Genomic DNA, 24802 nt, shown 5'->3' with positions numbered 1-24802 from the left:
GGTTCGCTCCTTCGTTCGATCAGCCGTTTCGTGCCTACCCGGCGCCGCTCACCGGGGTCGGCAGTGGACGTACCCGCACCCCACCCGCGGTGGCGACGACGAGATGACCCTCCGGCACCGACCGCCACCCGGGATCGTCGTCGTGCGGCTCGGACGCGAGCAGCACCGAACCCGGCGACTCGCGCACCGACAACGCGTGCCCCGCCACGCTGGCCACCACCCGATGCCCGTCGGTGAGCAGCAGGTTGAGCCGCGACCCGGGGGCGGCGGCGGCGACCTCGGTCACCGTCCGCCCGAGCGCCTCCGCCGGGTCGGCGCCGGCGCGCAACCGATGCCTCACCAGCGCCCAGAGCAGCGCCGAGTCGGTCGAGGCGTCCAGCATGAGCAGGTCACGCACCGGCAGACCGGCGGCGAGCGGCACCACGGCGTCCGGCCAGCCGCGGACCACACCGTTGTGGCTGAACAGCCACCGCCCCTCGGCGAAGGGCGCCGCCGCACCGTCGAGCACCGCCATCCCGACCGTGGCCGAGCGCACCGCCGCCACCACCGCCGAGCTGCGGGTCACCGCCGCCAGTTGGGCGATGGTCGGGTCGCTCCAGATCGGTTGCGCCCGCCGGTACCGCACCGGCTCACCCTCACCCGGGTACCAGCCGACGCCGAACCCGTCGGCATTGATCGTGCCGCCGCCACGCATGTCACGGGGTGCCCAGGACTGCCGCACCAGTGAGTGCGGAGGGTCGAACAACAACTCGGCCAGGGTGACCGGCGGCCCCAGGTAGGCCAGGTGGCGACACATCAGCGCCCCCGGCCCGCCGCCGGGCCGCCGGTCGTGCGGCGACTCACCGGTACGACTCGTCCGGTCGCGCGTCCCGGGCGCAGCGGAAACCGCTGAAGATCTGCCGGCGGATCGGATAGTCCCAGTTACGGAAGGTGCCCCGGCAGGCAGAGCGGTCGGTGCCGAACGAACCACCCCGCAGCACCCGGTGATCGCCGCCGAAGAAGACCTCCGAGTATTCCCGGTAGGGGAACGCGGCGAACCCCGGATGCCCGTCGAACGCGGTCGAGGTCCACTCCCAGACATCGCCGATGAGCTGGTGCACACCCAACGGCGAGGCGCCGCCCGGGTACGCGCCCACCGGCGCCGGCCACAGATGGCGTTGGTCGAGGTTGGCGTGCGCCTCGGTCGGGTCGTCGTCCCCCCAGGGGTAACGACGCGACCGCCCGGTCGTCGGATCCCAGCGGGCTGCCTTCTCCCACTCCGCCTCGGTCGGTAGCCGCTTGCCGGCCCACGCCGCGTACGCCTGCGCCTCGTACCAGCACACATGAACCACCGGCTCGTCGGCGCGGACGCGCGCCCACTGACCGAAGCGCCGATACGACCAGTCGTCGCCGTCGGAACGCCAGTGCATCGGGGCGCTCAGCTGCTCCCGAACCCGATGCTCCCAGCCGGCGGCGCTCCACCAGCGCTGTTCGGTGTAGCCGCCGTCGGCGATGAAGGCGGCGTACTGGCTGTTGGTCACCGGAGCGGCGTCGATGACGTACGCCGGGAGGTCGACCTGGTGCGCCGGACGTTCGTTGTCCAACGCCCACGGATCGGTGTCGGTGCCCATGGTGAACTCGCCGGCCGGCACCAGCACCTCCGCGTCGACCCGGACCGACGGCTCGGGCGGTGCCGGGGCGTGCAGCACCGCCGGCCCCGAACGCAGCTGGTGGGTGGCGAGCATGGTCTCGTCGTGCTGCTGCTCGTGCTGCACGATCATGCCGAAGGCGAACCCGTCGGCGACCAGTGGCCGCTCGGTGAAGGTCACCGCGTCGAGCAGGTCGTGCACCTTGTCCCGAACGGTCGCCAGGTAGGTGCGCGCCTCCGCGGGCGGCAACAGGGGCAGCGCGGGACGGTCCCTGCGCGGCTGCTTGAACGCGTCGTACAACTCGTCGATGTCGCGGCGGACCGGCTCCCGGCCCCCGACGTCCCGGACCAGCCAGAGCTCCTCCTGGTTACCGACGTGGGCGAGGTCCCAGACCAACGGCGACATCAGCGGTGAGTGTTGACGCGTCAGGTCGGCGTCGTCGACCGCCTCGGTCAGCAGCGCGGTGCGGGCGCGGGCCCGCGCCAATTCCGCAGCGATGTGGTCGCGCAACCGCTCGCCGTCGACCCGGCCCGCCTGCGGGGCCCGCACCACCGGCTTACTCCTCGCGCTCACTGGTGTCTCCTCTCCGCGGCGGTCAGCCGCTGGCGTAGCCCTCGCCGGATCTCGTCGTGGGTGCTGGCCGGCAGCTCCAGTCGTGGCATGATGCTCATGGCCAGGTCGAGCAGGGCCGCCGCGGTAGCGGCCAGCCCCGGGTCGGCGAGGCCGTGTCGGGCGGCGGCCGACCAGCGGTGCGCCACCGGCGTGGCGATCGTGTACGCCTCGCGCACGGTGCCCGGGTCAGCGAACAGGGCGGTCAGCACCACCAGTGGCAGCCGCCAGTCGCGATCGGGTTGGGCGTCGAGGTAGCGCAGCTCCAGGTAGCCGCGCGGCCGTACCGGCGGAAAGAGAGTGCTGACGTGGTAGTCGAGGTCATCGGTGGTGGGCGGTCGTGGCAGCGCGCCGTCGAGCCAGTCGGCGAAGGTCACCCCGGGCGGCGCGGCCCAGTCGGCGCCGTGCCGGCGCAGACAGAGCAGCGGCGCGGCGAGCACGTAGCTGATCCAGGCGTCGATCGGATCGTCCTCGGCACGGGAGGGCGACCAGACCGGGCGGGTCCGAGCCGGGTCGATGGCCAACCAGGCGGCCATCCGGGCGGAGGCCCAACCGGTGCGCCGCCCGGCGTGTCGGGTGGCGGAGGCGAACGCCGCGAGCAGTGGAGGCCCGACCGCGTGGGCCGCGGCCCACCGGTCAGCGACCTGGTCCGGCTCACCGGCGTCGAGGCAGATCTGCAGGCCGGCGGTGCTGTACATCATCGTGCGGCCGGCCGGGCCGTGGCGGTCGAAGGCTCCGCGCATCGCGCGGTAACGGGGAGTTTCCACCACCGGGCGGGGCCGTCGGTGGGGGTCGATGCCGCTGCTGCCAAGGACCAGCCCGGCGGCGGCCAGCAGGTCGGTGACCTGGGCGATGTCGGCCTCGGTGGCGCGGATCAACGCGGCGACCGAGGGGCGGGGCGGGGTGGAGATCTCCAACTGGCCACCCGGCTCCAGGGTGACCATGCCGCCGTGCCGCAGCGGCTCGGCTGGGCTGGTGGCATCCAGCATGGCGGGGCTGTGCCGCCCCAGCGCCGCCCGCAGCCGCGTCGCGTCGACGGGGCGGACGGGATCGGCGGCGTCGTGCACCGTCCATTCCAGTTCGACGCCGGTGTGGGTGGGTGGGCCGGTCTTGAAGCAGATCCGGGCGAGGTGTCGGACTGCGGCTGCGGACTCGCGCAGGATGGCGCTGCGGTCCAGGTCGGATGACGTGACCAAGGGTCGGGCCCCCTTTCCGTGTGCCAGGTCCGGCACACCTTGCCACCGTAAACCCACCCACCGACACCGTCGGAGGCGTGCACGGCGCCACCAACCTCTGTCTAACAGAGGAATTTCCGAAGCAGGGCGGAACCAAACCGCTCCCACCGCCGACCGGTCAGCCGTGGGCGCGGTGGCCCGGTCCCGGCGGTGACGGCGGGGCTTTCCCCGAAGGGGACGGCTTGCCCTTCGGGGACTCGGAGGGCGTGACCTCCGCCGGTTCGGACGGCTTCGTCTCGGGTACCAGCCGCTGGCAGTACGCCTCGACCTCGGCAGGGCCGCCGGCGGCGGTCACCAGCTTGTGGAAACCCGGCGTGCGCAGTGCCTTCTCCCGCTGCTCGGGCTTTTTCGCCCGCCACGCCCGGCACAGTCCGTGCACCTGGCCGGCGGGGGTGGGACCGGCCGACGGCAGGGCGGTGACCGACGGCGAAGCACCCGTCGGCGACGCGACGCCGGGGCCCACCGACCGATCGGGCTCGGCCGACCGGGACGCGCTCTGGTGCGGCGAGGGTGACGGGCGCGACGGTGCCGGTGCGACCGGGTCCGGCCCCAGCTCCCGGGTGACCGCGGCGAAGGCGGCTCCCGCGGTGGCGGTGGCTGCGACCGCGCCGATCCAGGCCACCGCGCCGGTGGTCATCCGGCGACGGCGTGGCCGCTGCGGCACAGCCGCCGGGTTGGCACGGGCGGCCCGGAACGCGGCCACCGCGGCGTCCTCCCCGGCCAGCTCGCCAGGGCGGACGGGGCCGGCCGCCGCGGCGAGCAACGCGGCCACCGGCTCGGCCGGGGGCACGTCGCGGGTGCCCAGGTGCGCCTCAGGTGAGGTCGCGTCCGCTGCGGCGGAGGCGCCCTGATCCGGCGTGGCGTCCGGCCGGGCAGAGGCCGCGTCGAGCAGCCGCTCGGTGTCGGCGTGGTCGGCCCGCCGGAACGGGTTCATCGGGAATCCCCTCACGTCAGCCGTCCGCCGGTTCGACGTGCGATGCCCGCAGGGCAGGGCTGCTCCCCGCACGCGGCGGTGGCACCCCCTCGAACCCGAGCGACGACTCGGCCGGGCTCTGCCGCTCCAGCAGGGCCGCGAGCCGGCGTAGGCCACGGTGGGCGGCGGTCCGCACGGCGCCGGCCCGGCGGCCCAGCACGCGGCCGGCGGATCCCGCGTCCAGCCCGATCACGGCCCGCAACAGGACTGCTTCGGCCTCCCGGGGCGGGAGGGTGGCGATCAGCGCGAGGGCGGTCTCGGTACCGAGCGTCTCGCTGGCTCGCTCGGCGGTGTCCGCGTCGCTGGCGAGCTCGGCGAGCGCCTGCACCGGGACCGGGAGCGAGGGGCGGCGGCGCATCCGGCGCAGGTGGTCCGTCGCGCGGTTACGGGCGATGGTGACCGCCCAGGCCCGGAATTCGCCCCCGGTGAAGCCGGGCAGGTCCCGGGAGATCTGGAGCCAGGTCTCGCTGGCGACGTCCTCGGCGTCGGCCCCGACGAGCGCGGTCAGGTACCGCAGCAGCCCGGGCTGGAGGCTGCGGTAGAGAAAGCGGAACGCGTCCTCGTCCCCGGCCTGCGCGGCGATCACCACCTCCGACAGGTCGGCGGTCATGCGCGGTCCACGCGTGGTTCGGGGCGTGTCGGCCCGACCAGCCGGGCTGGCGCGCACCACACGGCACGAGTCGTCCGCCCGATCAGCACCGGTACCGCACCGCCCTCCACCGCTCTGATTGTGCCCGCGACCACGATTGTCGGGGCGGCGTGTCCGGGGGCCGACGCCAGGGTGGTCGGTCGGCGCTGCGCGCCGAGGTAGCCGGGAGGGCCCGAGCCCGAGCCGGGCTAACGCTAAGAGTGGGCCCACGACGCGACAAGTCGGCGTCGTGTCACGGAAGAGTGACAATTATCAACCCGACTCGACGGCGCGTCGTCGTAACGGGCAGTACGTGACGGACGCCAGCCACGCCTGGAGACGGTTTCTTGCCACTGTTGGCGACCCGAGCGACGAAAATAGTCGCTTTTCGTGACAGTGCACATCCACACCGTCACGAAGGGCTGGCGTCCACACAGGTCAGGCCGGATCAGGCGGTCTGAACCAGCCGCCCGGCGGCCCTGCCGCGGTGCGCCGCCCCGCGCCACTCTAGGTACGGTAATGCGGTGTTGTCATCGGAGGTCGTACTCAGCGGTCGCTACCGCTTGGACGAACGTGTCGCCACGGGCGGCATGGGCGACGTTTGGCGTGCCTCCGACCTGATCCTCGGCCGGCAGGTGGCGGTCAAGGTTCTCCTGCCGGCACTGGTCTCCGATCCCGATTTCATCGCCCGGTTCCGGGCCGAGGCTCGGATCATGGCGGCGCTGCGGCACCCCGGCATCGTGCAGGTCTTCGACTGCGGTGCGGACGACCTCCCCGACGGCGGGCGGGCGGACTACCTCGTCATGGAGTTCGTCGCCGGCGAGCCGTTGTCCAAGCGGATCGAGGCGGCCGGGCGACTCGACGTGGCCGAGACGATGTCGATCGTGGCCCAGGCGGCCGCAGCGCTCAACGCGGCGCACCGCGGCGGCATCGTGCACCGCGACGTCAAGCCCAGCAACCTGCTGGTGCAGGAGGACGGCACTGTCGTCCTGGTGGACTTCGGCGTGGCCCGCTCCACCGACATCACCAGCATCACCAGCACCAACGCGGTGCCGGGCACCGCCCTCTACATGGCTCCCGAGCAGGCCGCCGGAAGGCCGGTCAGCGGCGCCACCGACATCTACGCCCTGGGCGCGGTCACCTACTGCTGCCTGACCGGCAGTCCGCCGTTCACCGGCGACAATCCGCTCCAGGTCGCCGTGCGGCACCTGGACGACGAGCCGCCGGAGCTGCCGCACGACATTCCGGAGGCGGTCCGCGCCCTGGTGTCGCGAGCCCTGGCAAAGGATCCGCTGGAACGGTTCACGAGCGGAGCGGCGATGGCCGAGGCCGCTCGGACGGCGGTCACCGGCGGCGAGCCGCCGACGGCGATGGCCGGGCCGGTCGCGCTGCGCGACGCTGGGCCGGGCACCCGGACGGACGTGCCGGTCGGGGCGGCGGTGGCGGACGGGCGCCGGCGACGGCGAGGTCCGCTCGTCGGCGCGGCGGCGGCCATGCTGGTCGCGCTGGTCGGGCTCGGCGCGGCGCTGGCCGCGACGCGTGACGTCGGCGAGAACCCGGCGGTCAAGCTGCCGGCCACCTCGCCGACGGTGGCGCCGAGCGGCCCCGTCGACCTGCCCGCGGCGAACGAGCAGATCACCAGCGTCGAGCCGGGCCGCCCGGACCGGCCGCACGTCCCCGGCAACTCCCCGTCGGCGTCGGTCTCCGCCACGCCGACCCCGCAGCCGAGCCAGACCGTCAACTCGCCGACGCCGACGGTGGGCGTCACCACGGCACCGCCCCCCACCAGCGCGGCGCCCACGACGGCCGCCCCGCCGCCGACCAGCGCGCCCGCTGATCCACCCGCCACCTCCAGCCCGCCGGTCGAACCGGAGGTGCCGGCGGAGGGCTGAGCCGACCGCTGCGCCGACCCCCGCCAGTCCCATCAGCACCGATATCCCCAAAACGGACTTACGACGCCGAAGACGCCTCTAGGCTCTCAGCAGGCTATTTACACCATCTGCCGCGGGAGCCTGGGTGAGCGCTGAAAAGCTGGTCGTGATCGGTCAGGGGTACGTCGGGCTGCCGCTGGCCATGCGGGCCGTCGAGGCGGGCCTCCACGTTGTCGGTCTCGACGTCGACGCCGACCGGGTGAAGCGTCTCGCCTCCGGCGAGTCGTTCGTCGAGGACATTCCGGCCGACCGGCTGGGCCGCGCGTTGGGCAGCGGCCGCTACCACCCCAGCACCGAGTACACCGACGCCGACGGGTTCGACATCTGCGTCATCACGGTGCCGACCCCGCTGCGCGACGGGACCCCGGACCTGAGCTTCGTCGAGCAGGCCGGCATCGGTATCGGCAAGTACGTACGCCCGGGCTGCACGGTGATCCTGGAATCGACCACCTACCCGGGCACGACCGAGGAGCTGCTGCGCCCGCTGCTGGAGTCGGCGAGCGGCCTGACCAGCCCCGGTGACTTCCACCTCGGCTACAGCCCTGAGCGGATCGACCCGGGCAACCCGACCTGGCGCCTGGAGAACACCCCGAAGGTGGTCTCCGGTGTGGACTCGGCGGCGCTGGCCCGGGTGGACGGGTTCTACCAGCGCCTCGTGGAACGCACCGTAGCGGTGGACTCCACCCGCGTCGCCGAGCTGACCAAGTTGATCGAGAACACCTTCCGCCAGGTCAACATCGCGCTGATCAACGAGCTGACCATGCTCTCGCACCACCTCGACATCGACGTCTGGCAGGCGATCGACGCCGCCTCGACCAAGCCGTTCGGCTTCATGCCGTTCCGACCCGGCCCCGGCGTCGGCGGGCACTGCCTGCCGATCGACCCGTGCTACCTGTCCTGGCAGGTCAAGCGCCGCCTCGGGCGGCAGTTCCGGTTCATCGAGCTGGCCAACGACGTCAACCACGAGATGCCCGAACACGTCGCGCAGCGGATCATGGGAGGGCTGAACCGGGACGGTCGGGCCGTCAGCGGTGCCCGACTGCTGCTGCTCGGGCTGGCGTACAAGAAGAACACCGGCGACATGCGCGACTCCCCCGCTGTGGACGTGGCCCGTCGGTTGCAGTCCCTCGGCGCCGAGTTGTACGCCGTCGAGCCGTACGCCGAGGCGCACCAGATCCCGGCCGGGATCACAGTGGTGGGGCTCAGCGAGCGTGAGGTGCGCGCGGCCGACGCGGTGGTGGTGGTCACCGACCATGACACCTTCGACTACGACCTCGTGGTCAGGCACGCCCGCTACGTCTTCGACACCCGCAACCGGTGCGTCGGCCCGATGGTCGAGCGCCTGTAGACCCGGCACCGCTGGCCGGTCCCGCCGCCGGGGAAGATGGCGGGACCGGCCGGCGGATGTCCGTCCGGTCATCGGGGTCTGACCCGGCCGGTCCGGAGGGGCCGGGTCACTGGTCGGCAAGCGCCTCGACGACCGGACGGGACAGCGCCCGGCGGGCCGGCAGCACCGAGGCGAGCAGGGCGGCGAGCACCGCGACACCGAGGATCAGCCCGAGCTGGCCGAGCGGCAGCACCACGTGGAAGTCGCCGCCGAGGCGGTCCAGCAGGGCCATCGTGGAGGCGCTGACTCCGGTGCCGAGTCCGACCCCGAGCACCGCGCCGACCAGCGCCATCAGCACCGCCTCGACGGCGAGCACGGCCCGCATCCGCCCTCGGGTGAGCGCGACCGCCCGTAGCACGGCGTTCTCCCTGGTCCGTTCGACCACCGAGAGGCTCAGGGTGTTCGCCACGCCGACCAGGGCGATCACGACGGCCAGACCGAGCAGCGCGGTGACGAAGGCGAGCAGCATGTCCACAGTGCCGGTGAGCATCTTCTTGTAGGCGCCCTGGTCCATCAGGTTCACCGTCGGGTAGCGGCCCAGCACCACGGTGATCGCGTCGCGGGCCCGCTCGGCGCTCACCCCGACGGCGGGGTCGATCTCGGCCAGATAGCCGCGTCGGGCGGGGAAGAGCGCGGCGAAGTCCTGGTCGGACAGGTCGATGACGTGACCCGCCGGCACCTCACCGTCCGGGGTGTCGTCGGTGACAGTGCTGCGCTGCTCGTGCACCACACCCAGCTCGGGGCGGGAGGCCAGCTCACCGACGAGCGCGGCCGGCAGGTCCTGGCCGATTCCGCTGACCACGAAGTCCGTTCCGATCTGGGCGTCCACGCTGCGTTCGATGCCGTCCTTGGTGCTGCGCGCACCGACCATGAACGCCGAGACCAGTCCAATGCCGATCACCAGCGCGGTGGCGGTCGCGGCGACCCGCCGTGGATTGCGCACCGTGTTGCTGACCGCCAGTTCGCCGATGGCGCCGAGCACTCGTCGGACCGGCCAGCCGAACACCCGGGCCAGCGCGGGGACGAGCACCGGCCCGAACAGCACGATCCCGAAGAAGGTGAGCACCCCACCGACGGCCACCAGGAGCAGTTGGCCGGCGCTGGCGGCGCCCGCCAGCGCGGCCACACCGACGGCGAGGACAACCGCGCCGATGCTCAGCCGTACCCGGCCGGCACCCCGGCTGGGCTGTACCGCGGCGTCGGTGAGCGCGGCCACCGGGGCGATCCGCGTCCCCCGCCAGGCCGGCAGGAGGGCGGCGCACACGGTGAGCCCGGTGCCCAGCAGCAGGCCGGCGAGCACTGTCGAACCGGTCACGGTCAGCCCACCGGTGACCGGCACGTCCAGGTGGGACAGCACCAGCCGCAACCCGGCGGCGAGGGCCACCCCGAGCAGCACCCCGAGCGCGGACGCGACCAGCCCCAGCACCGCCGACTCCAGCAGTGTGGACCGGAAGACCTGTCCCCGGGTGGCGCCGATCAGGCGCAGCAACGCGGTCCGCCGGGTGCGCTGGGCCAGCACGATCGCGAAGGTGTTGGCGATCACGAAGCCGGCCACCACTATCGCGACCCCTACGAAGATCAACAGCAGCATGCAGAACTGGTCCACGTTGCGCACCGCGTCCTCCACTGCCTCGTCGAGGATCTGCCGGCGGCTCTTCACCGTGGCTTCGGCACCGGACACGGCGCGTACCTTCTCGGTGAGCGCGGCGACGTCGGTGCCCGGTCGGGCCGCCACCATGATCCGGCCGTAGCCCCGCTCGCCGGTGAGGGTCAACGCGTCCGGCCCGACCAGGCCGACGAACGGACCGCCGATGTCGCGGGCGGTGCCGGCCACGTCGACGGTGCCCACCAGGGTGTACGAGCGGGCCGCCCCACCGGTGGCGCCGATCCGGACCGCGGCGCCGAGCCCGAAGCCCTGCTCGGCCGCCGTCGGCGCGTCGAGCACCACCTCGCCGGCCCGGTCGGGCAACCGGCCGGCCACCACGTCGTACGAGCGCAGCGCGTCCTCGGCGGGGATCGCGACGAGCATGGTGAAGCCGAGCACCGGCCGACCGTCGGCTCCGACGATCCCGGCGGTGTTGGTCAGCTCACCGGCAGCGGCGGCCACCCCGTCGACCGCCCGCACCCGGTCGACCAGCGCCGGGGGCAGCACCTCGCGGCCGGCCGAATAGACCCCCAGGTCGGTGTGGCGGTCGAAGGTGCCGGCCCGCTCGTACGCCCCGGTCCGCATCCCGTCGACGAAGATCATCGTGCCAGCGACGAACGCGACGCCGAGTACGACGGCGAGCGCCGAGAGCAGCATGCGCAGCGCCTCGGCGCGCAGCGAACGCAGGGTCAGGCGGATCATGCGGGGCTCCCGGTGCGGGTGGCGGATCGGACCCCTCCGACGCTATGGCCGGTACCGGTCTGTCGATCTCCACCTGCGCGCTCGACCTGCGTGCGCCAGGGGTCGCGGTGCGCCCGCCGGCCGCTACGACCCAGGTCGTACGCGGAGTCATCCGCCGGGCGTGACCAGCCCGCTCTCGTACGCCAGGACCACCGCCTGGACCCGGTCGCGCAGCTGGAGTTTGCCCAGGATCCGCCCGACGTGGGTCTTCACCGTCGCCTCGGCCACGTGCACCCGGGCGGCGATCTCCGCGTTGGACAGCCCCTGGGCGACCAGCAGCAGCACCTCCCGTTCCCGCTCGGTGAGCTGCGCGAGTCGAGGGTCGGCGCTCGGGGCGGCGCCGAGCTGCCCGGCGAACCGGTCCAGCAGGCGCCGGGTGATCGACGGCGCCACCACCGAGTCGCCCTGGGCCACCACCCGGATCGCGGCCAGCAGCTCCTCCGGCGGGACATTCTTGAGCAGGAAGCCACTCGCCCCGGCCTGCAGCGCCGCGAACGCGTCCGCCTCGGTGTCGAAGGTGGTCAGCACCAGCACCCGAGGGCCACCCGCAGGCCGCTCGGCGCAGAGTCGACGGGTCGCCTCCACCCCGTCCATCGTGGGCATTCGGATGTCCATCACGACCACGTCGGCCTCGGTGCGGGCGAGCACCCGCAGGGCGTCGGCACCGTCGATGGCCTCCCCGACGACCTCCAGGTCGGGCTGGGATTCCAGCACCATCCGGAACCCGGCGCGGACCAGCGCCTGGTCGTCCACGATCACTACCCGGACCGTCATGCCGCGATCACCTCCGTTGCCGGCTCTGACGGTAGCGGCAGCCGAACCTCGACCTGCCAGCCCCCGGTCAGCCGGGGACCGGCGGTGAGGCTGCCGTCGTACACCGTCACCCGCTCCCGCATGCCGAGCAGGCCGTGACCGCCGGACGGCGCCGGGCTGACCAGCGGGCGGCCGCGACCGTCGTCGACCACCCGGACCACGACGGCCTCGGCGGTGTACGACAGGACGACCTCGACGCCGGCGCCGACGCCGGCGTGCTTGAGCGCGTTGGTCAGCGCCTCCTGCACCACCCGGTAGACGGTCAGCTCCAGGCCCGGCGGCAGGGCCGGTGGCACACCGGTGACGGTGCTGCGGACGTGCAGACCGGCGTCGTCGAACCGGGCCAACAGGTCGGGCAGCTCGGCCAGTGCGAGGCGTCGGTGCTCGGGGTCGGCCGCCACCGCGAGCCCGTCGGCCCCGTCCGCGCCGGCCGGGCCGGCGTCGCGGAGAACGCCGACCAGGCGGCGCATCTCCTCGAGGGCCTGCCGGCCGGTGTCCGCGACCACCTTCACGGCGGTGCGCGCCTGGGCGGGGTCACGGTCGAGCATGAACCGGGCCCCGTCCGCCTGGACGATCATCACGGCCATGCTGTGGGCGACCACGTCGTGCAGCTCACGGGCGATCCGGGTGCGTTCCTCGGCGACCGCCGCCCGGGACTCGGCCTCCCGCTCGCGTTCCAGGGTGGTGGCCCGCTCCTCCAGGCTGAGCACGTAGAGCCGGCGGGTCCGCACGTTCAGCGCGACCAACCACACCGCGCCGGTGACCAGCGCGTACCACAGCGCGGTCACCCACCACTGGATGACGTTGGGGGTCTGCGCGGCGGCCAGCAGCACGCCGACGGCCGCGACAGCGCCGGCCAACACGCCGTCGCGCAGCCGACGGCCGTACTTCACCACGCTGTAGAGCGCGATCAGGACGGCCACGTCGTAGATGAGTGGACCCCAGCGGGCGATGACCTGGATCAGCGCGAGCGCCGCGACCGCCACCGTCACCGCGCTCGGGTGGGTGCGGCGGAACAGCAGCGCCACCGCCATCCCCAGGCCGACCGCCGTGGCCGCCCAACCGCCCGGCTGGTTCACCGCCGCGGCCAGGGCGACGAGGACCACCAGCGCGGCGACGGCCACGTCGAAGGCGACGCCGCGCAGCGGGCGACCGAACAGGGTGCGTGTCACGGTCACCCAGCGTACGTGCCGGGGCGCTCGGGCTCAGCCGCCGAGGATCTCGCGCATGCGGTCGATCTCGACGGTCTGCTCGGTAGCGACGGAGTTGGCGAACTCGTTGAGCGTCAGGTCGGAGCCGACAGTGAGCAGGTTGGTGGCCATCTCGATGGCGCCCTGGTGGTGCTCGGTCATCATCCGGACGAAGAGTTTGTCGAAGTCAGCGCCACGGGCCGCGGCGAGCTGCCGCATCGCCTCCGGTGACTGCATGCCGCGCATGGTGCCGTGGTCGTGCCCCTGCGCCTCCGCCGGGAGGCCACGGGTCTGCAGCCAGCCGCGCATCATGCCCATCTCCGGCCCCTGGCTGGCCCGGATGCGCTCGGCGATCGCCCGGAGATCGGGGTCGGCGGCCCGGTCGGGGGCGAGCTCCGCCATCGCCAGGGCCTGCGCGTGGTGCGGGATCATCATCCGGACGAACCAGACGTCCAGCGAGTTGTGCGGGGCGGGACCGGCGTCGCGGACCTCGTGCGCCGGGCGGGTGGCCGCCGTCTCGCCCGGACGGCCGGGCGCGATGACGGTCAGGTCGGTGGGAACGGGGCTGGCCGGCGGCGACGCGGCGGACGTGGCGGGGGCGGACACCGGCTGCGGTGCGCTCGTACCGGTGTCGCCGTCGAGGCGGATCACCATGAACACCACCAGCGGCAACACGAGAGCCAATGTGACGACGGCCAGGATGCGTGCGCGCCGGTTGGTCATGGGCCACTCCCTGCAGTCGAGGTCACCGCGATGCTATCCATTGAAGAACCCGCTTTCATGTGATCCAGCTCACATCGACGATCTTCGTCGGACGGTAACGTGTCAACCATCGTCTCCCCCTTGCGAAGGGCCCCGCCGATGATCAGATTCCACAAGCCACGGTTACGACAACTGCGTGTCGTGGCGCTCGCCACGACCGGCCTCCTCGTCGCCAGCGCCCTCGTCGCCCCGGCGAGCAGCGCCCAGACGGTGCCGCAGGCGGCCCCGGCCCCCGCGCTCACCAACACGATCCCCGGCGTCGACGAGATCGTCAGCAGCCCCAACCTGCGCCAGATCGCCAACCTGCCCAAGGTCGCCCCACTGGACGCGACGAACAGCGACATCGCCTTCCAGGGCAAGTACGCGTTCGCCGGCAACTACAACGGCTTCGTCATCTACGACATCTCGCGTCCCAGCGCGCCGACGGTCAAGGCGCGGGTGCTCTGCCCGGGGTCGCAGAACGACATCTCCGTCCACGGCGACCTGCTCTTCCTCTCCACCGACTCGTCGCGCAGCGACGACTCCTGCAACAGCACCACGCAGGGAGCGGACGTGAAGGGCTCGTGGGAGGGCATCAAGGTCTTCGACATCAAGGACAAGGCCAACCCGCGCTACATCAAGTCCGTCGAGACCGCCTGCGGCTCCCACACCCACACCCTGGTGCCGGGCAAGGACCGCAAGGCCGTCTACCTGTACGTCTCGTCGTACAGCCCGCGGGCCGAATTCCCGGACTGCCAGCCGCCGCACGACTCCATCTCCATCGTCAAGGTGCCGCTGAAGAAGCCGACCGACGCGGCAGTGGTCGCGACGCCGAATCTCTTCCCGGACGGTGGCTTCCCCGGCAGCCCGACCGGCTCGGCGACCACCGGTTGCCACGACATCACCGCCTACCCGTCGAAGGACCTGGCCGCCGGCGCCTGCATGGGTGACGGCATCCTGCTCGACATCAAGAACCGCGAGGCCCCCCGGGTCATCAACCGGGTCCGGGACGAGACCAACTTCGCGTTCTGGCACTCGGCCACCTTCAACAACTCCGGCACCAAGGTGATCTTCACCGACGAGCTGGGTGGTGGCGGGGCGGCGACCTGCAACGAGACCGTCGGCCCGAACCGCGGGGCGGACGCCATCTACGACATCGCCGGCCGCGGCAACGCCCGGACGATGACCTTCCGCAGCTACTACAAGATCCCCCGGGCGAACGCCAACACCGAGAACTGCGTGGCGCACAACGGCTCGCTCATCCCGGTGCTCGGCAAGGACATCATGGTCCAGGCGTGGTACCAGGGTGGCATCTCGGTGTTCGACTTCACCGACTCGTCCAACCCGAAGGAGATCGCCTTCTGGGAGCGCGGCCCGCTGTCGGCCGACACCTTCGTCGGCGGCGGCACCTGGTCCGCGTACTACTACAACGGCCACATCTACTCGAACGACATGGTGAAGGGCCTGGACGTCCTGGAGCTCAACGACTGGCGCACCTGGTCGGCCAAGCTGACCCGTTACCAGGAGCTCAACGTGCAGACCCAGCCCAGCTACCTGGGCTGGTAGGCACCGCGCACCACACCGGGCCCGATCCCCGATCGTCGGGGGCCGGGCCCGGCCCGTGTCCGGCGGCAGGTCGCCACGGTGGGGCTGGTCACCAGGGCGTGGGGTTGCCGGGCGCCTGGTCAGACCCTGTGTCAACGTGAACACTTGTGACCCTCGCAGCTCCACCCGAGCCGACCACGCGGTGGCGGCCCCACCCGCTGGACCTGGTGGCGGCCGTCCTCGCCGTGGTCGGGGCGGCCTGCGCGCTGAGCGGGCTACTCCCCCGCGCGGAGACCACCGCCACCCTGCACCGGATCCTGCCGCTGCTGCTGTTCCTCGGCACCGTGATCGTGCTCGCCGAGCTGACCGCGGTGGCCGGTGTCTTCGACGTGCTGGCCAGCCGACTGGCCATCGCCTCCCGGGGCAGGTGGGCCGCGCTGTTCCTGCTCTGCGGCGGTCTCGCCACGCTGACCACCCTCGTACTCAACCTCGACACCACAGCCGTGCTGCTCACCCCGGTGCTGCTCGCGCTGGCCCGCAACCTGCGGATCCCCGCCGCCCCGCTCGCCGTCACCACGGTCTGGCTGGCGAACACCGCGAGCCTGCTGCTGCCGGTCTCCAACCTGACCAACCTGCTCGCCGCCGACCGGGTCGGGCTGGCACCGCTGACGTACGCGGCTCGGATGGCGTTGCCACAGCTCGCCGCCGTGGCGGTCACCATGGCCCTGCTCTGGTTCGGGTGGTGGCGGCGGGAGCGGCCAGCCGGTGGCCGCTTCGTCCCGCCGACCCGGCACGTGCCGGCCGACCCGGTGCTGCACCGTACGGCGCTCGCCGGTTGCCTGATCTTCGTCGCCGGCATCCTCGCCGGCGTGGAGATCGAGATCGCCTCCACCGTCGGGCTCGCGCTGGTGCTGGTCGGGTTCCTGGTCCGCTCCCCCGCCACGCTGCGCCCGGGGCTGGTCCCGGTGCGCCTGCTGTTCTTCGTCACCGGCCTGTTCCTGGTGGTGCAGACCCTCGGCCGGCACGGGCTGGACGACCTGGTCGGCACCCTGGTCGGCGCCGACGGGGGCGCCCTGGGCGCCCTGCGCGCCGGCGGCACCGGAGCGCTGCTCGCCAACGCCGTGAACAACCTGCCCGCCTACCTGGCCGGCGAGTCGGTGCTGCCGGCCGGCGACCACACCCGCCTGCTGGCCCTACTGATCGGCACCAACGTCGGCCCGCTGGCCGCCCCCTGGGCGTCACTGGCCACCCTGCTGTGGTTCGAGCGCTGCCGGGCGGCCCGGGTCGCGGTGCCGGTGACCCGCTTCGTGCTGACCAGCACCCTGCTCGCGGTCACCGCGACGCTCGCCGCGGTCGGCGCGCTGCTGCTGGTGAGCTGAGCGCTCAGTCGCGGTACACGGCGACCTGAAGCTCGGTGACGCCCTTCTCGGGGGTGTCCGGGCAGTAGTCGAGGTAGACCTCCCGGGCGAAGCCGTCGGTGCAGTAGCCGTTCTCCTCGATCCACCGGGCGAGCGCCTGCATGCTCGGCTCGACGTCGTCCATCGCCCCGTGATGGATGATCGTCGCGGCGGTGCGCAGCTGCGGCAGGTCGCGCACCGTGACGTCGGGCGCCGCGGACGGCTCGGCGTCGACGAGCACACCGGCGTGGACGACGACAGCGTCGCCGCCCGGGTCGACGGGCTCGTACCAGGCGATGCTCGGCCCCGTCGGGCTGATCCCGGCGGCGGCCAGCCGACGGAACAACTCCGGGTAGAGCGGCTGGATCACCGGGCCGATGTCCTCACCCTGGTAACTGGGCGCGACGGCGGTCAGCTCCGCCACGCGGACCGGCGCGATCTCCTTCAGGACGACGTCCTGGGTGGTCATCCGACCCTCCGACTCGATCATTCGAAGCCTCGCCTCGACGGCCGTGAGCCGGGCCGTGTCGACGGCCAACTGTTCCGCCAGCTGGCTCCGGCGCAGCCGCAGCATGCCGCGCAGCTCGACCACGTCGACGGCGTCGTCGACGATGGCGCGCACCTGTTCGAGGGTGAGGCCCAACTCCTTGAGGGCGATCACCCGGTTGAGCCGGCGCAGCTGGTCGGCGCGGTAGAAGCGGTAGCCGGTGTGCGGGTCGACGCTGGCGGGGGGCAGCAGGCCGATGCTGTCGTAGTGGCGCAGCATCCGCACCGACACCCGGCCGAGTCTGGCGAAGTCTCCGATGGTGAACATGGCCCCTCACACTCGTCCCTCACACCGTGTCAGAGTCAAGCGTGGCGTGCGGGGCAGCCGTCAGTGGCGGGCGGGGCGCGGGCCGACCAGCCGGCGGACCATCGGAGCGGCGTTCCACCTGGCCGCGCCGACCAGGTCGCGGGCGTGCTCCAGGACCGTGTAGTCGGGTCGGGTCAGCCCGTCGGCGATGGCCCGGTCCAGGTCGTTGCCGCAGCGGCTCAGCACGGTGTCGAAGTCGCGACGGACCGGCTCCTGCAGGTCGTAGCCGAAGGAGCGGTGCAGCCGGGCGAAGAGCGGCTTGTACAGCCGGACCCGCTCGTGCAACCCCGACGAGTACGACATCGGGTTCTTCGGACGGCGGAGGATGTAGTCCGGCAGCACGTCGGCGAACGCCCGCCGGACGATCCACTTCTCCTGCCCGTGGCGCAGCTTCAGATCCACCGGCAACCGCATCGCCAGCTCCACCACGCTGAGGTCGAGGAACGGCACCCGGGCCTCCACGCCGTACGCCATCGCGGCACGGTCGACGCGCTGCAACTCGGTGCGGCACAGGTTGCGAATCCGGTGCAGGAACAGTCGGCGGGCCGCCGCCGGGGCGACCTGGTGATACATCGGGTACCCGCCGAACAGCTCGTCGGAGCCGTCGCCGGTCAGCACCACCTTGATGCCCAGATCGCGGAGCCGCCGGAAGATCGGCACCGAGACGACCGCGTTGATGATGTCGCCGTACTCGGTCAGCTCGGAGACTCGGATGGCCTCGCGGACGTCGGCGAGCCGGATGTCGCGCGGGCGCAGCTCGACCACCACATGTGGCACGTCGAGGTCGGCGGCGAGCCGCCGGGCGTACGCCACGTCGGGGCTGTCCGCGACGCCGACTGTCACCGCGACGCAGTCCGGGTGGATGTCGCGGACCTGCCGCAGGGTCAACGAGCTGTCCAGGCCACCGGAGAGCACCACCCCGACGGTCAGGTCGGTCTCCACCCGCATCCGGATCGAGTCGCTGAGCGCGGCGCGGACCAGCAGCGCGGCCTCGTCCGGGTCGTCGATGACCGGCAGGCCGTCGGCGATGGTGAGCAGATCGACGTACGGACTCAGTCGCACGTGCCCGTCCGCCTCCGCCCAGCCGTGGTGCCCGGGCGGCACCTCGGCGATCGGGGCGCCGTGCCCGACGAGCGCCTTGACCTCGGAGGCGAGGTGCAGGCAGCCGGGTCGACGGGACCAGTACAGCGGCTTGACCCCGAGCGGGTCGCGGGCCAGGTACGCCCGGCCGGTGGCCCGCTCGACGACCGCGAAGGCGTACTCGCCGCGGAGTCGGGTCGCCGCCGCCTCGCCCCACTGCTGAAACGCGGCGAGCAGCACCTCGGTGTCGCTCTCGGTGCGGAAGGTCTGCCCCAGGCGGGTCAGCTGCGCCCGCAACTCCCGGTGGTTGAAGATCTCCCCGTTGAAGCAGAGCAGCCACCGCTCGTCGGTCGACGTCCACGGCTGCACCGCCCGGTCCCGGTCGACGATCCGCAGCCGCCGGGTGCCGGCGAGCAGCCCGCTCTCGGACCGGGTCTCGGTGACCTCACCACGCGGGGCCAGGGCGGCGAGCATCCGCCGGAAGGTCGCCGGGTCGGCCTCGGGGCCGATGCTCAACGCGATGCCGCACACCGGCTCAGACCCCCATCTCGGCCTCGTAGGACCGGCGTAGGCGACGCCGGGCGGTGGGCGCGAGACACAGGTGCCAGGCCTGCCCCTCGTCGATCACGTTCAGCTCCCCGGCCTGCTGCCGACTCAGCAGCAGCTCCGCCAGGGCCTCGCGCGCGCCGAAACGCTCGAACCAGGCCAACTCGACGTCGGCCGAGTAGCCGAGGCAGTGCCCGCTGGGCAGCATCGCCGCGTAGCCCAGACGGCGCAGCCGGTACTGATGCTCGGCGCTGCGGACCAGGCTGGTCACCCAGAGCGGAGGGGTGGCCGGCGGCGCGACGGCGGAGAACTCCCGTCCGATGTCGTTGAGCAGCGCCACCACCTCGCGCCGGGCGCGGCGGAACAGCAGCCCCGCGGTGCGCGGGGTGGCGTCGGGTCGCAGCCGGCGACGCAGCCCGCGGGCGGCCCGGCCCAGTATCGTGGCGGGCTGCTCCTGGTAACGGAAGCGCAGCAGGTCGCGGCGGCGCAGCCATTCCAGTTCGACCAGCTCGGGGCTGCCGTTGACCTGGTCGTCGGTGACGAAGGTCGGCGCGTCCTGCCACCACAGCACGTCGATGCGGGAGAGCAGGTAGATCCGGACCAGCGCGCCGAGGTCGGTCGCCGAGGTGCGCTCGTTCGGTTGGTAGCGGGCCATCTCCAGCAGCAACGTCTCGCGCGCGCCGATCAGCCCCTGCGGAGTGGCGTCGAGGACCGCGGCGAGCGCCGGCTCCCGCAGCCGCTCGTCGATGAGCACCTGCCGGGCCCGGGTGCTCGCCGCGTCGGCCAACGCGCCGACCTCGACCAGCAGTTCGGCGACGGCGGCCCGGTAAGCGGCCAGGTCGGGCTCGGCGGCAGAGAGGCGGCGGGGGGTTGTGCCGGACGGTCGACGGCGGGCCGGAGCGGTGGGGGACGGAGGCGAGCCGGGCTGCTGTCCCGGGCTACGGCTGGGCACTCGCATGACGGGTCCCTCTCTCCGGTCACGACACTGGGTGGTTCGCCCTGAAACACACCGTAATCATCGGGACCGGAACGGACCGAACATTCCTCCTATTTACCCACGAACGGAGCGTGGGCGACGGACTCGCCGGAGCGGCGATCCTTGGTAGGGCGCTTTGGAGCCGATGTCGTCAACGAATCAAGGCCCGCCGGCTTCGCAACCGGGCCCGTGATGTCACAAACGATTCAGCTCCAAAGGATCCGACCAACAGCACCCACCGACGACCGCAGACCGGGCCGCCGCGCACGAGCCGCGCTCAGACCGGCACTCACCGCCCCCAGCGCCGGCCGCCACCGTCAGTCGCCGCCCGTCGGCACCAGAGCCTGCACCTCGGCGTACGACGGCAGTCCCACCGGAATGGTGGACCCGTTGTGGCGGACGGCATCGGCGGCGGCGAGCGCGGCGCCCAGCGCGGCCCGGAACAGCAGCGAGCCGGTGCTGACCCGGGCCACCCCGGCCCCGCCCAACTCGGCCAGCCCTGGGCCGCCCGGCTGGTACAGCGCGTTCACCGGAGCGTCGATCCGCTCGCCGAGGACGCGCAGGGTGGCCAGGTCGGCGGTCCCGGGCACGAAGATCCCGTCGGCACCGGCCACCCGGTAGGCACGGGCACGGGCGAGGGTCTGCGGCAGCGGGTCGTGCACCCCGAGCCACCAGGTGTCGGTGCGGGCGTTGACGAACAGCTCCGGCACCGCCGCCTTCACCGCCACAATCTTGGCAGCGGCGACCTCGGTGTCGGCGAGGGTGCCATCGGCGCGCCCGTCCTCCAGGTTGATCCCGACCACGCCGAGCCCGGCCCACTCCGCCACGTACTCGGCGACCTCGGCCGGGTCGTCGCTGAACCCGGCCTCCACGTCCACGCTGAGCAGCACCGGCAGCCGAGCCAGCCGGCGAGCCAGGGCGAGGGTCTCCGTTGCGGTGGCCGCAGCGCCGTCGGGAAGGCCGGCGGTCGCGGCGCCCCCGAGGCTGGTGGTGCCGATGGCCGGATGTCCAACCGCGGCGAGCGCCGCCGCCGAGGCGTGGTCCCACGCGTTGGGCAGCAGCAGGGGGCGGCCGGCGCGGTGCAGGGCGTGGAACGCGGCAGAACGTTCGTTCATCGGACGCTCACCTCCAGAGTTGTCGGCACCCGCAGGGTCGGTGGCGGTTCGAAACTCATCGGGGTGGGGCCGCCCCGTCGGCCCGCGCGGTCAGGGCCAGGTCCACCCCCGGGTGGTACGCCGCCGCGACGACCGCGACCGCCGTCCCGACGGCACCGGTGTCGACGGCCGGCACCTGGAACGCCGGATCGGTCAGCGCGGCGCGCACGTCGGCGTGCCGGGTCACCCACCAACCGCGCTCCGGTTCGAACGAGGGCGGCCCACACGAGGGTGTTCCCGGGGCGGGCGCGACGTGCGGCCAGGTGTCAGTCACCGCCCGACCGTAGGGCGCGAACCGTTCGCCCCACACCGAACGATCCCGCCACGGCGACCCGCTGCGCGCCGGTCAGGCGCGACCGCTCGTGGGCGGCGGGACCACCGGCGGGTCGAGGCTGTGTTCGGGTATGGCCAGGGCCGCGGCCAGGCCGGGGCGGCCGCTGGGAGTGAGACGGACGGCGCGGCCGATGCCCTGGCTGATCCAGCCCAGCTCGGTGAAGCGACGGCAGAGCGCCGCGCCGAGCGCCCCGGCCAGGTGCGGGCGGCGTTCGGTCCAGTCCAGGCAGTCGCGGACCACCGGGCGGCGGGCGGCGCGCAACACGTCCACGGGGACGCCCAACCCGGCCGCCCAGGCCCACCCGTCGGGCGTGAGCGCCAAGCCACTGGCCCGGTCGAGTCGGCGCTCGCTGAGCAACGCGTCGTACATCAGCACGCCCAGCCGCCCGGCGAGGTGGTCGTAGCAGGTCCGGGCGTACGCCAGGGAAGCGCTCGCGGTCGCCGCGCGCAGCGACCCGGTCGGTGTGGGCGTGGCCGGGGCGTGCCCGGCAAGGTCCTCGATGAGCTGGGCCACCGACGGCCCGGCCAGCCGCAGGTAACGGTGGCGGCCCTGCCGTTCCTCGACGAGCAGCCCACCGCGGACGAGTCGGGTGAGATGGTCGCTGGCCGTCGACGGGGCAACCCCGGCGCGCCGGGCCAGCTCACCAGCCGTCCATGCCCGCCCGTCGAGCAGCGCCAGACACATCCCGGCGCGGGTGCCGTCGGCCAGCAGGGCCGCCAGCTCGGCCATCCCCCGACCGTCGGTGCCAACGCTCATCGCCCCAGTCTAGGAAGGCAGACACCGAGCGGTGGACAACGACCCGGGGGCCTCCGTCACGTGGACGAAGACCCCCGGGCTGGTGGTGCCGAGGTTCAGGACTTCGGCGTCGGGATCAGGTGTGCGGTGAAGTCGACCGCCGACGGGCTGGCCTTCGCTGCCGCCATCCCACCGGGGGCGGCGAACCGCCGGTCCAGCGCGATGGTGGTGTTGTTCCGGTTGCGGTAGACCACCACGAAGCCGGGCCCGCCAGAGTTTTCGATTGGCGCGATCGTGGGATCGGTGGCGGCGGTGGCAGCGGTCGGGTCGTCCGTGTTCACGTACAGGCGCAGCCACTCGCCCCAGGTGCCCGAGCCCTGCGCGGTCTCGTACACCCGGTAGACCTCGTTGTCGGGGCCCCGAGCAACGACGGCGATACGGCTCAGCGCCGGGTCGACGATCGCGGCCGGGGAACCGGCGGCGGTGAACGTGCCCACCGTCTGCCAGGTGGTCGGCCAGGCCCCGCCCAGCTCCTGCCGCTTCATGACCAGCGAACCGTCGGCCGCACGGGCCACCACGCCGGTGCGGTAACCCTGGATGAGGAAGGCGGCCGGCACCCCCGTCACGTTCCCGCCCAGGTCGGTCCAACCGCCGAGGATGCCGTCGTTGGAGTAGAGCGCGGTCTTGATGGTGCCGACGGTGGTGGTCGCCACCAACCGGACGCCGGCCTCGACCTTGACGACGGTGACGCTGCCCGCGAGGTCGACGTCACCCAGGCTCTTCCACGACGGACCCGTCCCCGACTGGCGGTAGTGCCACAGGCGACCATCCACGTCCACACCGAAGATCACGCTGGTGCCGTTGGGCAGGGTGACCGCGACCGGCGGGGCGGCCATGGAGCCCCCGAGGCTCCCGTTGGACGCCCACGTCGCGGCGTTCGCCGTCGTCTGGGCGCCGGTCCACACCATTCCGGTGGTGTGCAGGGCGCTGATCTGCACCTGGTTGCTGGAGCTCAGCACGTTGAGCGAGGGCTGCCCGGTGAAGGCCTGCGAGCCGAACAGGGGGACGTGTTGGACGGTGGTGTAGTCGTCGGGGTGAGGCTGGTGGATGACCCGCACCTGACCGATGTTGTCGGTGTGCGCGTAGACGATCGGCCCGAGCGTGGCACCGGGGCTCGCCTCGGCCTGTACCGCCGTCGAGCGCGAGAAGGACTCCGTCGGCAGGAACGGCATCGGGTCGGCGAACCAGCCCTGCAGGTCGACCAGGATGTGCGCGGTACCGCTGCTGACGTTCTTGATCCGAACCTTCCCCTCGGTGCCCAGCTTGGTCACCACGAGGCTCGATCGGGTGATGTTGAGCCCGGCGGGGAAGTCGGCAGTCGAGGTGGGGTTCGGAGTGCCGTCGAGCGGCGTGACGGTGAGATAACCGGCGGTCGCGGGACCCACCACGTGCACGTTGAGGACGGCGGCGGCGATGCCGCGAGTCGGCAGGCCGTTGGTGCCCGCCACCGCGACGTCGACGGAGCCGCCCGCGGGCACCGCTTGGGCGCCGGTGGGCAACCGGCTGTCGTACAGCCTTGTCGCCGGGATCGGACGCAGACCCGCGCCGGTGGTCGGGCTGTCGGTCCAGTACCCCTGGACCGTGATGGCGACGTGCACGGCGGGCCCGCGAGCCTCCAGTTGCACGTTACGGCTGCCATCGGAGTTGAGTTTGACCGCCATGACCATGGACGTGGTGGCCTTGACGTAGTCGATGCCGACCTTCGCGGTCGCGCTCGACCCGACCGTCACCCAACCGTTGCCGGTCGAACCTGTGACGACCACGTCGAGCAGGACCGCCTTCGCGGTGCTGGGCACCAGCCCGCCACCGGAGAGGTTGGCAGTGCGGGACCCGCTGGTGGGGAGGGTGCCGGTGGCGATCCCCAGTCCTATTCGGCTGTCGACCACCCGCGTGTGGTTCACCGGCACGAAGCCGGAGCCGACGCTGCCCGTGGCGGTGGTGTAGTAGCCCGCCACGTCCACTTTGATGTTCAGGCTGCCGGTCAGGTTGTAAACCGCAATCTTGCCGTTCGCGCCCGGCTTGACCACCGTCGAGTTGGTGATCACCTCGCCGGCGGCGGCATTCAGCTCCGAGGTGGTCCGGCTCGTCTGGTCCGGGTAGACGGACAGGAACGTGTTGGCGGTCGGGCTGATCGCCGTCACGTCGATCATCAACGCGCTGACGCCCGCGGCCGGAACGCCGCCGATCCCCAGGGCAGTGAACGACGTGACCGATCCGGCGCCTCGGGTGCCGGTGGTGCTGCCGACACCCGTGCGGGTGTCGAGCAGGGTGACAGTGTCGATCGGTACGTAGTCACCGCCCCTGCCGGCGGCGTCGGCGTGGGCTGGGGTCGGCGAGACAACCATTGCCAGCACGACACCAAGGGTGGCTAATCCACTACCGATACGGGTGCGCAAACGTGAAGTCAGTAATTCTTTCATGCAAATTCCTTATAGAGGATGCAACGGCGAGGGTGGTCGGAAACCGGGCGGAACTCTCCTCAATCCAGGTGTAAGTTCTGGCGACTCCTTTCCAGATTTCCGACAAGCGTCGCGAACTCCGGAGGGAGCGCGGACCAGACGCCCGGGGGCCTCCGTCACGCGGACGAAGACCCCCCGGGCC

20 protein-coding genes are annotated in these 24802 nt (G+C 72.5%); 4 read left to right on the top strand and 16 right to left on the bottom strand.

The annotated features are described in order from the left end of the window. Nucleotides 1–34: 34 nt before the first annotated feature. From egtC to ACIBEF_RS17310, 5 genes are all read right to left on the bottom strand, one after another. A complete protein-coding gene (egtC, locus tag ACIBEF_RS17330; RefSeq protein WP_396794279.1) occupies nucleotides 35–796 on the bottom strand; it encodes an ergothioneine biosynthesis protein EgtC in 762 nt (253 codons plus the stop codon). Nucleotides 797–839: 43 nt separating this feature from the next. Beyond that, on the bottom strand, nucleotides 840–2177 hold the full coding sequence (gene egtB, locus ACIBEF_RS17325; protein ID WP_396794289.1) for an ergothioneine biosynthesis protein EgtB: 1338 nt from the start codon (nucleotides 2175–2177) through the stop codon (nucleotides 840–842). Between the two features lie 20 nt (nucleotides 2178–2197). Further along, nucleotides 2198–3433 (bottom strand): ergothioneine biosynthesis glutamate--cysteine ligase EgtA, encoded by a 1236-nt coding sequence (gene egtA / locus ACIBEF_RS17320; RefSeq protein WP_396794278.1) that lies wholly within the window; start codon nucleotides 3431–3433, stop codon nucleotides 2198–2200. Between the two features lie 157 nt (nucleotides 3434–3590). Continuing rightward, on the bottom strand, nucleotides 3591–4406 hold the full coding sequence (locus ACIBEF_RS17315) for a hypothetical protein (protein ID WP_396794277.1): 816 nt from the start codon (nucleotides 4404–4406) through the stop codon (nucleotides 3591–3593). Between the two features lie 16 nt (nucleotides 4407–4422). Next, nucleotides 4423–5055, bottom strand: coding sequence for an RNA polymerase sigma factor (locus tag ACIBEF_RS17310; RefSeq protein WP_396794276.1), 633 nt, complete (start codon nucleotides 5053–5055; stop codon nucleotides 4423–4425). A gap of 542 nt (nucleotides 5056–5597) precedes the next feature. Here ACIBEF_RS17310 and ACIBEF_RS17305 point away from each other — a divergent pair. Both ACIBEF_RS17305 and ACIBEF_RS17300 read left to right on the top strand, forming a co-directional pair. Beyond that, a complete protein-coding gene (locus ACIBEF_RS17305; protein ID WP_396794275.1) occupies nucleotides 5598–6965 on the top strand; it encodes a serine/threonine-protein kinase in 1368 nt (455 codons plus the stop codon). A gap of 124 nt (nucleotides 6966–7089) precedes the next feature. Then, nucleotides 7090–8352 carry a nucleotide sugar dehydrogenase gene (locus tag ACIBEF_RS17300; RefSeq protein ID WP_396794274.1) on the top strand — a complete coding sequence of 421 codons (1263 nt, stop codon included), beginning with the start codon at nucleotides 7090–7092 and terminating at the stop codon, nucleotides 8350–8352. A 106-nt stretch (nucleotides 8353–8458) separates the two neighbouring features. On the opposite strand, the gene ACIBEF_RS17295 is transcribed toward ACIBEF_RS17300, so the two are convergent. The 4 genes from ACIBEF_RS17295 to ACIBEF_RS17280 form a co-directional block, all read right to left on the bottom strand. Then, nucleotides 8459–10738 (bottom strand): ABC transporter permease, encoded by a 2280-nt coding sequence (locus ACIBEF_RS17295; RefSeq protein ID WP_396794273.1) that lies wholly within the window; start codon nucleotides 10736–10738, stop codon nucleotides 8459–8461. 147 nt (nucleotides 10739–10885) lie between these two features. Continuing rightward, a complete protein-coding gene (locus tag ACIBEF_RS17290) occupies nucleotides 10886–11551 on the bottom strand; it encodes a response regulator transcription factor (RefSeq protein WP_357197819.1) in 666 nt (221 codons plus the stop codon). Then, nucleotides 11548–12768, bottom strand: coding sequence for a sensor histidine kinase (locus ACIBEF_RS17285; RefSeq protein ID WP_396794272.1), 1221 nt, complete (start codon nucleotides 12766–12768; stop codon nucleotides 11548–11550). The genes ACIBEF_RS17290 and ACIBEF_RS17285 overlap by 4 nt, the downstream gene beginning before the upstream one ends. A gap of 27 nt (nucleotides 12769–12795) precedes the next feature. After that, nucleotides 12796–13503, bottom strand: a complete 708-nt coding sequence (locus ACIBEF_RS17280; RefSeq protein ID WP_396794271.1) for a DUF305 domain-containing protein — start codon at nucleotides 13501–13503, stop codon at nucleotides 12796–12798. Between the two features lie 138 nt (nucleotides 13504–13641). On the opposite strand from ACIBEF_RS17280, the gene ACIBEF_RS17275 reads away from it, so the two are divergent. After that, on the top strand, nucleotides 13642–15087 hold the full coding sequence (locus ACIBEF_RS17275; protein WP_396794270.1) for an LVIVD repeat-containing protein: 1446 nt from the start codon (nucleotides 13642–13644) through the stop codon (nucleotides 15085–15087). Between the two features lie 146 nt (nucleotides 15088–15233). After that, complete coding sequence (locus ACIBEF_RS17270) at nucleotides 15234–16445, top strand: SLC13 family permease (RefSeq protein ID WP_396794269.1); 1212 nt, start codon at nucleotides 15234–15236, stop codon at nucleotides 16443–16445. Between the two features lie 4 nt (nucleotides 16446–16449). Here the strand turns inward: ACIBEF_RS17270 and ACIBEF_RS17265 are convergent, their stop codons facing one another. The 7 genes from ACIBEF_RS17265 to ACIBEF_RS17235 all read right to left on the bottom strand — a co-directional run bounded on the left by ACIBEF_RS17265 (nucleotide 16450) and on the right by ACIBEF_RS17235 (nucleotide 24555). Beyond that, on the bottom strand, nucleotides 16450–17277 hold the full coding sequence (locus tag ACIBEF_RS17265) for a MerR family transcriptional regulator (RefSeq protein WP_396794268.1): 828 nt from the start codon (nucleotides 17275–17277) through the stop codon (nucleotides 16450–16452). A gap of 60 nt (nucleotides 17278–17337) precedes the next feature. Continuing rightward, on the bottom strand, nucleotides 17338–18927 hold the full coding sequence (locus ACIBEF_RS17260; protein ID WP_396794267.1) for an asparagine synthetase B family protein: 1590 nt from the start codon (nucleotides 18925–18927) through the stop codon (nucleotides 17338–17340). A 4-nt stretch (nucleotides 18928–18931) separates the two neighbouring features. Further along, nucleotides 18932–19900 carry a DUF5715 family protein gene (locus ACIBEF_RS17255; RefSeq protein ID WP_396794266.1) on the bottom strand — a complete coding sequence of 323 codons (969 nt, stop codon included), beginning with the start codon at nucleotides 19898–19900 and terminating at the stop codon, nucleotides 18932–18934. 335 nt (nucleotides 19901–20235) lie between these two features. Then, entirely contained in the window at nucleotides 20236–21033 is a 798-nt protein-coding gene (locus tag ACIBEF_RS17250; RefSeq protein WP_396794265.1) for an isocitrate lyase/phosphoenolpyruvate mutase family protein, read from the bottom strand. Nucleotides 21034–21088: 55 nt separating this feature from the next. After that, complete coding sequence (locus ACIBEF_RS17245) at nucleotides 21089–21346, bottom strand: hypothetical protein (RefSeq protein ID WP_396794264.1); 258 nt, start codon at nucleotides 21344–21346, stop codon at nucleotides 21089–21091. A 72-nt stretch (nucleotides 21347–21418) separates the two neighbouring features. Then, nucleotides 21419–22162 (bottom strand): ArsR/SmtB family transcription factor, encoded by a 744-nt coding sequence (locus tag ACIBEF_RS17240; RefSeq protein WP_396794263.1) that lies wholly within the window; start codon nucleotides 22160–22162, stop codon nucleotides 21419–21421. Between the two features lie 95 nt (nucleotides 22163–22257). Then, complete coding sequence (locus ACIBEF_RS17235; protein WP_396794262.1) at nucleotides 22258–24555, bottom strand: hypothetical protein; 2298 nt, start codon at nucleotides 24553–24555, stop codon at nucleotides 22258–22260. Between the last annotated feature and the right edge of the window lie 247 nt (nucleotides 24556–24802).

Origin of the sequence: Micromonospora sp. NPDC050795, assembly GCF_044456785.1 — a bacterium.
Lineage (GTDB): Bacteria > Actinomycetota > Actinomycetes > Mycobacteriales > Micromonosporaceae > Micromonospora.
This window is presented reverse-complemented; position numbering and strand designations above follow the sequence as displayed.